The organism is Persicobacter diffluens (genome assembly GCF_036244895.1).
Lineage (GTDB): Bacteria > Bacteroidota > Bacteroidia > Cytophagales > Cyclobacteriaceae > Persicobacter > Persicobacter diffluens.
Window position 1 is genome coordinate 695,374 of sequence record NZ_BQKE01000002.1, and the last position, 13,983, is coordinate 709,356.

Below are 13,983 nucleotides of genomic sequence, written 5' to 3' on the forward strand. Positions count from 1 at the left end.
CCAGAACAAACTCCACTTACACCTTCCACAAGAGCCTTTGATTTTTTAATAGGCCAAATGGAACACAACTTACTTTTTTCCTCCGGTATCAGCATTCTTGAAAAAACCAAATTGAGAGATAATTTCTTCCTTATACCCGCATTACAGTCCACCCATGAGGCATGCAAAATTCGGCTTGGTCGGAAATATGTTTTCAACATCATCAGCATAAAAAAACCGGAGGCTATTACCTCCGGCTTTCAAGTGTTCCCTTTATAATTTATCTATGAAGATCGAAACGATCATTTTCCATCACCTTCACCCAGGCATTGACAAAGTCCTCAATGAATTTATCCTGTGCATCATCGCAGGCATAAACTTCTGCCACTGCCCGTAATTGGGAATTGGATCCGATGGTCAGGTCCACAGCTGTGGCGGTCCATTTCTTTTCACCACTATCTCTGTCCAGCCCATCATAAAGCTGATGCCCACCTCCCTGGGGCTTCCATTCGGTTGCCATATCGAGCAGGTTGGTGAAGAAATCTGTGGTCAGCTGATCGGTTTTATCGGTTAAAACACCGTGTTTGCTTTGTCCATAATTGGCATTCAATACACGTAAACCTCCAATCAGCACGGTCATTTCTGGAGCTGAAAGGTTCAGGAAATGAGCCCGATCCACCAACATGTCCCCCGGCGATCGTTGCTCCCCTTCCCCATAATAATTTCGGAAGCCATCTGCCTTTGGCTCCAGAGGAGCAAAGGAATCCGCATCTGTCATTTCATCTGTGGCATCCGTACGACCGGGATGGAAAGGTACCTTAATGTCTTTACCTGCATTTTTGGCGGCTTGCTCTATGGCTGCTCCTCCGGCCAATACGATCAAATCGGCCATCGAGACTTTACTACCATCTGTCTGTGCACTATTAAAGGCCGCCTGGATGGTTTCCAGACTTTCCAATACCGTCTTCAAATTTTGAGGATCATTCACAGCCCAGTCTTTTTGAGGTGCCAAACGAATACGAGCACCATTGGCTCCTCCACGTTTATCTGTAATTCGATAAGGAGCAGCGGAAGACCAGGCAACATTCACCAGCTGCCCGATAGACAAGCCTGATGCGAGCACCCGCGCTTTCAGATCAGCAATGCCAGCCTCGGAAATCATGGCATAATCTGCCACTGGCACCGGATCCTGCCATATTTGGGGGCTATCCGGCAACAGACTCCCCAAACCTCTTTCATAAGGTCCCATATCCCGGTGCGTTAGTTTATACCAGGCGCGTGCAAAGGCATCAGCAAACTCCTCGGGGTTTTCGTGGAATCGTTTGGAAATTTTAGCATATGCAGGATCTTCCCTTAGCGAAAGGTCGGTGGTCAACATCATCGGTGGATGCTTCAGGTCTTTTATATGCGCATCGGGCACGGTATCAGCAGCCTCATTATTCGCAGGCTTCCATTGCCAGGCACCTCCCGGTCCCTTTTCCAATTCCCATTCGTAACCAAAAAGGATATCAAAATAATCATTATTCCATTTGGTTGGCTCATAAGTCCAGGCACCTTCCAGACCACTGGAAATAGCATGCTCGGCTTTTCCACTGTGGAACCTACTTTTCCAACCAAAGCCTTGTTCTTCCAAACTGGCCCCTTCCGGCTCAGGCCCCAAAAACTCACCATCATTGGCTGCCCCATGAGTTTTACCAAAGGTATGCCCTCCCGCAATCAACGCCACGGTCTCCTCATCATTCATGGCCATTCGGCCGAAAGTTTCCCGAATGTCAACCGCCGCCGCCACGGGATCCGGCTTACCATTGGGCCCCTCCGGGTTTACATAAATCAAGCCCATTTGTACTGCCCCAAGCGGCTCTTCCAAATTGCGCTCTCCACTGTAACGTTGATCCGCTAACCACTCTCCTTCTTTACCCCAGTATATATCCTCTTCCGGTTCCCAAATATCTTCCCGGCCACCAGCAAAGCCAAAGGTCTTAAAACCCATGGACTCCAGCGCACAATTCCCTGCCAGCACTAATAAATCCGCCCAAGACAATTGCTTGCCATATTTTTGCTTAATAGGCCAAAGTAATCGGCGAGCCTTATCCAGATTGGCATTGTCGGGCCAACTGTTTAGCGGAGCAAACCGCTGTGTTCCCGTACCTGCACCTCCACGACCATCGGCAATACGATAGGTCCCGGCGGCGTGCCAGGACATGCGGATAAATAATGGCCCATAATGCCCATAATCAGCAGGCCACCAGTCTTGGGAATCTGTCATCAGCGCATATAAATCTTTCCTAACAGACTCAATGTCCAGTTTTTTAAATTCTTCCGCATAATCAAAATCATCTCCATAGGGATTCGCTTTGGGAGGATTTTGATGCAGCATTTTCAGGTTCAATTGTTCCGGCCACCAATCGCGATTTTGTGTTCCGCCCCCTGATTTATGGGTGGGAGTACCTCCGGAGAAAGGGCATTTGCTTGGTTCAGACATTTTAAAAATTGTTTAGCTTAATAATATGTACTCCCGCCTGTAAAATTTTAATTGCAGCCGGGAACTACTCATAAGGTTTACCTATAATTTAAGACATTGATTTTCAATCCGCAAGCCCTAAAATAAATGCAAAACTGCCTTTGTAATTTCAGCGGTCATTAGAGCGGTATTTTCTCAACCAATGGCTATGAAAAATCAATATTTCAGGAGAAAGGTGGATGAAAAACTAATCAAAAAAAAGAATTTATATCACCATTTGACTAAGATGAGGTGGTTTGCGAGAGGGTTTAAGTAAAAGAGGAAAATCAGGATTGAAAAATAAAATCCCCGTATCATTGAAAAGAATAATCAACAACTCAAAAAATAAAATTAAACTGCAGTCGTAAACACTTCTGTCAGTGACCATCTATTGATTTTACCAACCACCTATTTGACAGAAGCTTAGCGTAATTCTAAAGGTGATTTTAGAGACAAAATATTTAGCGTACCATCGTAGCATAAAGTATTTTTCCGAAACCCGATTTCCCTCAGGCAAGTTTAAAAACCAAAAATCGGAAGAAGAAAATGAAATATAGTAGCCCGGTTGTCAGATTTATTTTAAAAAAAAAATGTTCTTACCGGTAAAAAATCATCCTGCCACACTTCGTAACCATCGAATTTACAGTCGGCAAAATGTTGTAAAAGCGTGTAATTCAAAAGGAGATTTTGAATTACAATTAGTCTATTTTTTCAGCAAGATCCGCATTATTCGATTTCAGGAGAATAATGCCATCCATGGCGCTACTCCCGTAAATCGCCTTCCAACGGACATGCTCATCAATCTCAATCGTATCAATATTGGAGGGCGTCAATAACTCCAGAACGGCTTTGGTTTTAGGTTTCTCCTGCCAATCCAGCATCACCATACTTCCCGGCAAAGCCAGCATAAAAACCACTCCTTGTTTTGGGGGGCGTCTTACATTTTTATTCCTTTCCAGGAACTGGCTCGTTTGTTCTCTGCCTACCCCGGCACAAGTGGGAAATGTATTTGAACAAAGGGAATCCTGCATCACCTTTAATTTGATAGCTTCCAATTGCGCTTGTTTGGTGGTCAGCTCCGTAAAGGATTTTAGCCAGGTGATATTCTCATTTTCATCAGCCAGACATGGTTTTTTAGCCAATGTCCAAAAGGAAGCAAACATGATAGCGGTCAGCAGAAGGATGGAAGATAAAAGGTTTTTCATAAGTCGGTTTTATAGGAAATAGTCATCGTTAATTTAATCACAACACCCAAAGTCAAAATTAAAGCTTCATTAAATTAGAGACTAACCTCTATCCCATTTTCATTAGAGGCTCGACAATCCCCTTTCGTAGGAAAATCTATATATATTCTGCGGCAGTGGGCCTGTTTGTCTACTACCAATTTCAATTTCCACAATACCATTTCGTTTTCCTTATGCGTATGACCAGAATATAACCATTGACAAATCATTTGCTGTTTTTCGTTTAAAAAAAGCAAATGAATTTGTTGAAAATTTTTCCTTATATTATCACATATTTTCACCTATTAACCTTTATGAAATACCAGAAATTAGGAAACTTAACCCTGGCGACAGCCTGTGCCCTTGGTGCTTGTCAGTCCCCACCGCAAAGTGAATCATTGAGCATGTTGCCTTATCCACAAACCTTCAGAGACACCTCAGTGGTTGATGACTACTTTGGGGTAAAAGTAGCCGACCCCTATCGGTGGTTGGAAGATGATACCTCCGCAGCAACTGCTGCCTGGGTAAAAGAGGAAAATGCTGTCACCGCATCATTTTTAGAGCAAATCCCCTATCGCCAACAACTGGTGGATCGCCTGACGGAATTATGGAACTACGAAAAGTATTCCTCCCCATTTAAGCGCGGAGCTTATACGTACTTCTACAAAAATGATGGATTACAGGCCCAATATGTGGTTTACCGAAGTAAAGGAGCCGAAAGCCCGGAGGTTTTCCTGGATCCCAATCAATTTTCTAAAGACGGCACCTCTTCATTAGCCGGTCTGTCCTTCAGCCCTGATGGAAGTCTGTGTGCTTACCAAATATCTGAGGGGGGGTCCGACTGGAGAAAAGTGGTGATAATGGACACCGAGAATAAGGTAATCCAAGGCGATACCCTAAGAGATGTCAAATTTTCCGGCTTAAGCTGGAAGGGCCAGGAAGGATTTTATTACAGCAGCTATGATAAGCCCAAAGAAGGTAGTGACCTTTCCGGCAAAACCCAATTTCACAAATTATACTATCATGAGCTGGGCAAAAAGCAGGCAGAGGATCAATTGATTTTTGGAGGAGAAGCAACACCAAGACGCTATATCTCCGGCCAGGTAACCGAAGACCAAAACTTCCTGATCATCAGTGCGGCCAAAAGTACCACCGGTAATGAATTATATATTCAGGATTTAAGACGACCGGGGCAAGCGATCCAAACCATTGTTGATAATTTTGATCATGAGCACCAGCTAGTCCACAACGAAGGAGAAAAACTCTTTATCACAACCACATTGGATGCCCCCAATAGCCGGGTGGTCACCACTTCCTTCAAAAATTTAGGCCCGGAAAATTGGAAGGATTTTATTCCTGAGACAGAAAATGTATTATCAGTTTCTACGGGCGCGGGTTACTTTTTTGCCGAATACTTAGCGCATGCCACCAGCAAGGTGCTGCAGTATGATTTGAAAGGAAAAGTAGTGAGAAATATTGAATTACCGGGAGTGGGTACCGCCTCCGGTTTCAGTGGCAAATTTACAGATGAAAAAGTATATTACACTTTTACTTCTTATATCGATCCAGCCACTATATTTTCTTTTGATCCGAAAGATGGCACTTCCGCTCTATATAAAAAATCAGAAGTAAAATTTAATAGTGGCGACTTTGAATCAAAGCAAATATTTTATACTTCCAAGGATGGCACCAAGGTTCCGATGATCATCACCCACAAAAAAGGGTTGCAATTAAATGGGCATAATCCAACCATTTTGTACGGTTATGGCGGATTTGGCATTAGCTTAACCCCAAGATTTTCCACTGCCATGGTCGCCTGGTTAGAACAAGGCGGCGTTTATGCCGTTCCAAACCTTAGAGGAGGAGGCGAATATGGGGAGTCCTGGCATAAAGCAGGCACCAAAATGCAAAAGCAAAATGTATTCGATGACTTTATTGCTGCAGGGGAATATTTAATTGAAAATAAATATACATCATCGGAGCGATTAGCAATTCGCGGTGGATCCAATGGTGGATTATTGGTGGGAGCTTGCATGAATCAGCGCCCGGAATTATTCAAAGTTGCGCTTCCTGCAGTAGGCGTTATGGACATGTTACGTTACCATCAGTTCACCGCAGGTGCAGGTTGGGCCTACGATTATGGCACAGCGGACGATAGTCCGGAAATGTTTGAATACCTGAAAGCATATTCTCCGCTACACTCTTTGAAGGCAGGCACTTCCTACCCGGCAACGATGGTCACCACTGCCGATCATGATGATCGCGTAGTACCGGCACATTCCTTCAAATTTGCCGCAGAGTTGCAGCATTGCCATGCAGGAGATAATCCGGTATTAATCCGCATAGAATCCAATGCAGGTCATGGTGCCGGAAAACCTACCGATATGGTAATCGCTGAATATGCAGATATTTATGCCTTTACACTTTGGAATATGGGCATTAAAAACTTAATAAGTGCCGCAAATTCCTAAGGAAAATCTAAGCTTTTGTCAAAGTGGTAATGGGTTATTTTGAATAAACAGCAAAGTATTAGTTTGAAAAATAACCTATTATCACTTTCAATCATACCAATAGGCTAAAACAAAAATAGAGCGTATTAAAAAGCCAAAAATTTGTAACAAAAATTGGTTTATTCCAGAAGCGATACCCAATTATTTTGAGAAAATAGCAGCGCTATTGTTGAGAAATTATCCAAAACCACTTCCAATAAATCGAATTTGCAGTCGGAAGATGCGGATTAAACCACGCACTTATTCAATGCCGGTTTTAGCAAGGGACGCTAAAGCAATCTCTATCCTTCCATTGAGGTTAATTTTACTGATCTCCCAAAAGCCAAAAGTTGGGTAGGCTGGTTTTGACCTCCTTTATTTGCTTGCCTGGAAAAAACTAAATATAGGCAACCATCCCCTCATTTAGGCCATCTTGCAGGTAAACAGGAATTAAAGCAAGAAAAATTCGTGGAAAATACTTTCCTATAATTTACGTGCAGGATGGAAGCTTGTTGAAGATCAGCCAGTATCCGGAAAACAAAAATCCCCTTTGCCGATAGCAAAGGGGATTTTTAATATATAATTACCTAACAATAAATATTAGCACCTATTTAATCCCTTTAGAAAAGACCAGAAATTTGAATATACCCCTGATTTTTAAGGCTTAATCCGGTTATTCAGCATCTTTCACCAACAAAGATTCGAATTCCTCCCAATGCAAGGAGTTCTCAGCAATCATAGAAATTTGACTGTTATCGGAAATGATTCGATCTCCATCCGGGCAATTACGAATGGCCTTTTCATCAACCAAACCAAACAAGCTACAATTGATCTTATGCTTTTGTTTCACCTTCAAAACCGCCATTTCTAATTTGGCCCAATCCCAGCCCACGATCTGTTTAGGCTGATAAGTTTTGGGGCTAATTCCATTTTCATTACTCAATAATTGTTCTACCAATCGCGCAGAATATGGATCCTGACACTCTTGCACCAAAGCTAAAATTTCTAAATCAGAATAGATATGAGTCGATTGGCAAGCATCAAACATCCAGGCATTCGCCGGGTCAACCAAAAGGTGCATAATGCGAATGTTCTTTCCTTCGATAAATCTATACACTAAATCTACAAGCGTCTTGGTCGCCCCGTCAGAGGATGCCGATGACATATCCCCGGGAAACACAATGACCGTTTTATTCTGAGTAATATTGGCATGCGCAAAGGTTTGCTGATCCAATACGCTTCCTTTAATAAAATGTAAAGCCGGATCTTTATGATATATTTCCGGCAATTGTTCCAGTCGATCATCCACCACACAGAGGCCCACCCCTGCTTCTACTTTTCTCAATTCCACCAACAAGCGATTAAACATCGCATCTCCCGGATAGTTGAACAATACATATCCATTTTTGATCGGGTTATTCATAAGACCTAATCTTTTTAAACTTCTATAATAATCTCTATAATCAAAAGCGGTGGAGAACAACACGCCCAAAAAGGCAATCCCCATGGTGCTGATCACCATTGAAACCACGCGTCCCCCGGTAGTTTCAGCGGGTTGATTCCCATAACCTACCGTGGTGAATGTTTGCCAGCCCTGCCAAATGGATTCCTCCCAACCGACGCCTTCATAATACTCAAAAAGGCTCACAAAAAGCACAAACAGCAATACCACCATCACTGATGTATAAACCAAACGGCCCAGAGGTGATTCATTGAATAGCCGATTGTATTGTCGAAAAAAACGAATAAAATTAAACATACCTTCTTAAGTTAAAAAAAGAGCGTATTTAAAAGCCAAAATTCATAATGAAAATTTGAAGGATTGCAGAGGCGACACCTGATTATTTTGACAGAACAGCATCACTATTGTTGAGAAATTATCCAAAATCACTTCCCATCAGTCGAGTTTTCAGTCCGATGATTCGCTATTAAAAAGCTCCAAAAGCCGGAAGAAACCAGCCCCCTATTCTTAAGCCGGATTATTCACCGATAAATTTATTGACTTAACACAATTGCGTTATGGTCAACTCATTTGGAGTGATTTCCCTGAATTTTAATAGCTTAAATTTGGGTAGCATTGCTTTCTCCTCATTCGTCTGTTTCATTGAAAAAACATCGACATAGGAAAAATTTCTTCCTTTTTCCCGCCGTACTCCAAAATTAGGATTTAGGCTTGCCTCATTCGGCTTCAATCGAAAAGGCATGCCAATACCTGCCCATTCGATTTGGAATTAGACTTTAAGAGCGTGTTTAAAAGCCAAAATTCGCAGCGAAAATTTAAAGAATTACAGAAGCGATACCCGATTATTTGAAGAGAATAGCATCGCTATTGTTGAGAAATTATCTAAAATCGCTTCCAATAATTCGAATTTGCAGCCGGATAGTGTGCTTATAAACATGCTCTTTAACATGCATAAGCGTCAGGCAGGGATGCCCGTCCTCAAATGCAAAAATTCTTAATTGAAATAATAGGCGGTACGCAACTGCTTATCCGGAACCCCAAAAATATTATTCAGATAATCCTTCTTAGGCTGTAGATCTCCTTTTTTAATATATCCTTTGGCCATAGGCATGCAAGCTCCCCAGGCGCCGGATGCCTGGCATTCTTCTACATTTTCAAAAGTAGCGATGGTGTGCTTTCCTGTCACTACTACGGTTTTTTTATATTCCTTGGATTTTGCTAATACTTCTGCAATATTCCCCTTAGTAATGGTCATCGAAAAGGCGGCTGAAGTTTTGGCTTCCTCTTCAAATTTCACAATGGGGTTGCCACTTTCAACTTTCTCTAAGGCACTAAAGTCAGCTAAAACAGCAGAAACCAATTCTAATTTAGTGGCTGGCGTTAATGGCGTAGTCGGCACTATTTCTTTATTTTCTGTAATAGCCACTTTTTCCACCGTTTCGGTTTTTACGGTCTGTTCATTGGTTGCCACCTGTTCAACAGTCGCTTGTTTTTTTTCTGTCTTCTCTGTGCCACAAGCCACCAAAGCAGCAAAGGCCAATATGTAAGTCAGTTTTTTCATATGATTGATATGGATTAAAATTGTAAAGATGCAAAACTGCACAAAAATAAACTATTTCAAGAAAATTTTTACCCTCACAAACTACTCCATATCGATATAAAAAAAAAGCTGTGTCCAGGAAAAAGACACAGCTCAAAAGGTTATTGCTTGGTGTTTGTAATCTAATTCTGTTCAGCTTCCGCCTGTTCGGCAGCTTGTTGCTCCTCAGGCGTAATCCAACCACCGCCTAAAACTTTATATAATTGGACATAACTGGAAAGCAATTGTTGCCCGGTTTCCGCATATTCCAGCTGGGCATTAAAATATTGCCGCTGCTGTTCCAAATATTCCAAATAAGAAGTAATCCCTTTGTCATAACGCTCTCTGGAAAGATATTCCGCACTTCCTGCTGCCACCACATTATCTCTACGAGCCGTAATCTCCTCTTTCAAAGTTTCAATGGTGATCAACGCATCCTCTACTTCCTGAAAGGCCTGAAGGATAGTCACTTCATAATTATAAACCGCTTCTTCCGCCTTCAACTTCTCTATTTTGGCGGCATTTTTTAACTGGCCCCATTGAAATAATGGTCCCACCAGACCGCCGCCAATGCTCCATGCGGGGCCTCCTGCGGTGAATTGAGACAGCTCGGTACTCACTCCCCCAATTACGCCGGTCAAACTAATCGCCGGAAGTCGATTGGCATTCGCCACGCCTACCTGCGCATGTTGGGCAATCACTTGCTGCTCCACGGCCAAAAGGTCAGGTCTTCTCATCAGGATCTCAGAAGGCAAACCCGGCGGAATATCCAGTTGATATTCAATATCCTGTAACTGAAGTCCAGTTTCTACTGCTCCCGGGGATTGCCCTAGCAATACACTAAGTAAGTGTTCCTGTTGGGCGATGGTTCTTTTAAAAATAGGCACTGAAGTGGCCGCAATGGCGCGTTGAATTTGCGCCTGGTTCAGATCAATTTCAGGAATGAGCCCACGATCAAACCGCTGTGTCAGTAAGTCTAATGAACTATCTCTGGATTCCAATGTAGCCGTTGCAATATTCAGCCTAGTTTTTTCCTGAAGCAATAGGAAATAATTCTGTGCCACCGAAGCAATTAACTGTAACTGAACATTTCGAAGATTATATTCATTGGCTAAATACTCTGCTTTGGCCGCCTCTGACAAGCTCCGGAATTTTCCCCAAAAGTCCAGTTCCCAGCTAGCCGTCCCAAAACCTGTCCATAGGTTAGTAGCGCCGGGTAATTTCTGTCCCTGCAGGGTATTGCCCCGGCTAAAATCGCCCTGAACACCAAATTGTGGCAACCAGTTTTTATTCTGAATTTTCACGGTAGTTTGCGCCTGCTCCAGACGCTTGATGGCAATACGCACATCATAATTATTGCGCAGGGCAGTCATAATGATGGTATCCAACTGAGGATCATTGAACATTTCCCACCAGGAAATATTCACCGCAGAGTCCAGTGCTTCTTCTTCCGAAGCAAAGCGGAAGGATTCAGGCATTGGCATCTCCGTACCATCAAAAGATTTACGGAGTTTACAGCCCATCGCGAGCCCCACCATAATGCCGAAAAATATAAATTGTTTTATCGTTTTCATCATCATCAGGATTCGGAAGTAGATGGATTATTTTGCTCAGCGTCACGTTTCTCCTCATATTTGGCCAGTTTACCAATCAGGATAAACAACATGGGGTAGAAAAATACCCCCAACAGAGTAGCGAAGGTCATCCCTCCCAACAGGGTCATTCCCATCACCTTACGGGATTCCGCTCCGGAACCGGAGGCGAAAATCAATGGCAAAATTCCCAGGATGAAGGAGAAAGCCGTCATCAGGATTGGACGGAAACGCAGTTTAGCTGACTCCATGGCCGCATCAAATAAGTTCAGTCCTTCATCAAATTTCATTTTGGCAAATTCCACAATCAGAATAGCATTTTTCGCCGCCATGGCGATCAACATCACCAGGGAAATCTGAGCAAAAACATTGTTTTCATAGGAAGGAGAAAACAAGCGTGCAGCCCACAACATGAACAAGGCACCGAAAACCGCAAAAGGTGTGCCCAGCAAAATACTCATTGGCAGCGACCAGCTTTCATACTGGGCGGCCAGAATCAGGAATACGAACAAAAGCGAAAAGGCAAACACGCCAAAAATAGAACCGGAAGCTTGTTTTTCCTGATAGGACATCCCGTTCCAGGCGACCTGCATATCACTTCCCAGCATTTCAGCGGCTACTTCTTCAATTACCTGCAGGGCCTGTGCGGAAGTATAGCCCGGCGCAGGCTGGCCTGTAATTTCTACCGATCTGAACAAATTAAAACGATAGGTAAACTCCGGACCGGTAATCTCTTTCACATTCACCAGGGTAGAAAGCGGCACATTATCGCCTTTATTATTTTTGACATAGAACATATCCAGGCCGGCTTCATTCTGACGATACTCCGGCTCAGCCTGAATATACGCTTTATATAACCTACCGAAACGGTTAAAGTCATTTACATAAGCGCCTCCGAGGAAGGCCCCGAAAGTAGAATAAACATCATTCAGACTCACCCCTGTTTTCAGAATCTTATCCGTATCGATGTCCATAAATTTCTGAGGCACCGTTGCCTGATAGGTAGTAAAAGCAGAAGAAATTTCCGGCCGGCTATTCAACGCCTGAATAAACTGACCCGATTGTTGTGCCAGGAATTCCGGCGTATTTCCTCCCCGGTCCTGCAGCATAAAGGAAAATCCGGAACCATTTCCCAGACCCGGAATGGCCGGAGGGCCAAAGGCAAATACCTGCCCCTCTATGACCTGGGTATATAAAATTCCATTCACCTGCTGCACAATTTCTTTTACCGTCCGGCTTCGTTGATCCCATGGCTTCAGATTGATAAACATAAAGCCGGCATTGGAAGACATGGAACCGGAAAGCAAGGAGAAACCGGTCGCATTGGTGACCATTTCTACCTCAGGAATCTGAGCGATCATGGCTTCCACTTTTTTGGCTACTTCATCGGAACGTTGCAAGGATGCCGCATCCGGCAACTGCATATTGATAAAGAAATAACCCATATCCTCCTCAGGAATAAATCCACCCGGAACCATTTTCCCAAAAACTCCGGCAGCACCAATCGCAATTAAAATAAAGATTACCCCTCGTTTTAATTTACGACCTACAATATGCGTGAAGGAGGAATAGGAAGCGGTCGACCGGTCAAATGCCAAATTAAATTTATCGAAGAAAAGCCCCAGCGGCCCTCCAATTTTTTCCGGTTTTTTCAGTAATACTGAACAAAGTGCCGGACTCAGGGTAAGGGCATTTACGGAAGAAAAACATACCGAAACCGCTACGGTAATGGCAAACTGCTGATACAATCTCCCCGTAATCCCCGCCATACCGGCCACCGGAATAAATACGGCTACCAATACCAGCGTAGTGGCAATTACCGGGGCGGTTACCTCAGCCATCGCCTGGGAAGTGGCCTGTTTTGCATTCATTCCCTTTTCCATATTCACCTGAACAGCCTCCACCACCACAATGGCATCATCCACCACAATACCAATGGCCAGCACCAGTCCCAGTAAAGACAATACATTGATACTAAAACCTAGCAATGGGAATAATATAAAAGCACCTACCAATGATACCGGAATGGCAATGGTTGGAATCAAAGTGGCTCTCCAGTCCTGAATGAAAATGAACACCACAAAAACCACCAGCAATAGGGCGATGATCAGGGTTTCCACAATCTCCTCAATACCTGCGGTGATCGGCAAAGTAGTATCCAGAGAAATGGTATACTCCATTGCGGTAGGGAATCGTTTCTCCAAATCACTCATAGCGGCCTTTACTTCCTCCGCCAGGGCAACGGCATTGGATCCCGGAGCCTGATAAAGGGCAATCATACCACAGGGTGCACTATTTAATCTGGTAAAGGCCGTATAGGTCTCCACCCCAAGCTCCACGCGTGCGATATCATTGATTTTTACCTCACTACCATCAGGATTGGTACGGACAACAATTTCTCCAAATTCCTCTTCGGTTTGTAAACGATCCGGCAGGCGGACGGTGTAGGTAAATTCCGTTCCGGGAGGAGCGGGCTCAGCCCCAAACTTACCCCCGGGCACAATCACGTTTTGCGCCTGAATAGCACTGGTAATCTCCGGAATGGTGATCCCCATTTTCGCTAAGCGATCCGGCTTCACCCAAATACGCATGGAATAATCCGAGGCGCCAATCACGTTCACCCGTCCGATTCCTTTAATCCGCGCCAACTCGTCCTTAATGTTGATCAGGGCATAGTTTCCAAGAAAGTTCTGATCGTATCGGTTATCCGAAGAGGTAATGGCGATTAACATCAAAATATTGGGTAGGGACTTCTCGGTCGTAACCCCATATCGCTTTACATCTTCAGGGAGTTTGGCGGTTGCGGCCGAAACCCGGTTCTGGGTGAATACCGTGTTCAAATCCGGATCCGTTCCCACATCAAAAGAAACGTCAATGGACATGGTACCATCATTGGAGTTGGTGGACTTCATATAAATCATATTGTCCACCCCATTGATTTGTTGCTCCAAAGGCGAGGCTACGGAATTTTCCACACTCAGGGCATTGGCCCCGGTATAAGTCGCTCTCACCTGAACAATAGGAGGCGTAAGGTCAGGATACTGCTCAATAGGCAATCCCTGCATCGAAACCATACCCACCACAACCGTAATAATGGCAATCACCATGGCCATGATCGGTCGTTTTACGAAGAAATTCTGATTCTCCAAATTATTCATA

7 protein-coding genes are annotated in these 13,983 nt (G+C 43.8%); 1 reads left to right on the top strand and 6 read right to left on the bottom strand.

Features of this window, described 5'->3' with window-relative positions:
- Nucleotides 1-259: 259 nt before the first annotated feature.
- Together katG and AAA970_RS17320 are read right to left on the bottom strand one after the other, a co-directional pair.
- On the bottom strand, nucleotides 260-2,461 hold the full coding sequence (katG, locus tag AAA970_RS17315) for a catalase/peroxidase HPI (protein ID WP_338238149.1): 2,202 nt from the start codon (nucleotides 2,459-2,461) through the stop codon (nucleotides 260-262).
- Nucleotides 2,462-3,177: 716 nt separating this feature from the next.
- The gene (locus AAA970_RS17320) at nucleotides 3,178-3,684 is read right to left on the bottom strand and encodes a hypothetical protein (RefSeq protein WP_338238150.1); all 507 of its coding nucleotides are present in this window, start codon (nucleotides 3,682-3,684) and stop codon (nucleotides 3,178-3,180) included.
- A 332-nt stretch (nucleotides 3,685-4,016) separates the two neighbouring features.
- On the opposite strand from AAA970_RS17320, the gene AAA970_RS17325 reads away from it, so the two are divergent.
- A complete protein-coding gene (locus AAA970_RS17325; RefSeq protein WP_338238151.1) occupies nucleotides 4,017-6,173 on the top strand; it encodes a prolyl oligopeptidase family serine peptidase in 2,157 nt (718 codons plus the stop codon).
- 691 nt (nucleotides 6,174-6,864) lie between these two features.
- Here the strand turns inward: AAA970_RS17325 and AAA970_RS17330 are convergent.
- From AAA970_RS17330 to AAA970_RS17345, 4 genes are all read right to left on the bottom strand, one after another.
- A complete protein-coding gene (locus AAA970_RS17330; protein WP_338238152.1) occupies nucleotides 6,865-7,950 on the bottom strand; it encodes a potassium channel family protein in 1,086 nt (361 codons plus the stop codon).
- Nucleotides 7,951-8,647: 697 nt separating this feature from the next.
- Complete coding sequence (locus AAA970_RS17335) at nucleotides 8,648-9,214, bottom strand: hypothetical protein (RefSeq protein ID WP_338238153.1); 567 nt, start codon at nucleotides 9,212-9,214, stop codon at nucleotides 8,648-8,650.
- 161 nt (nucleotides 9,215-9,375) lie between these two features.
- On the bottom strand, nucleotides 9,376-10,812 hold the full coding sequence (locus tag AAA970_RS17340) for an efflux transporter outer membrane subunit (protein ID WP_060688575.1): 1,437 nt from the start codon (nucleotides 10,810-10,812) through the stop codon (nucleotides 9,376-9,378).
- Complete coding sequence (locus tag AAA970_RS17345; RefSeq protein ID WP_338238154.1) at nucleotides 10,812-13,982, bottom strand: efflux RND transporter permease subunit; 3,171 nt, start codon at nucleotides 13,980-13,982, stop codon at nucleotides 10,812-10,814. The genes AAA970_RS17340 and AAA970_RS17345 overlap by 1 nt, the downstream gene beginning before the upstream one ends.
- Nucleotide 13,983 lies beyond the last annotated feature (1 nt).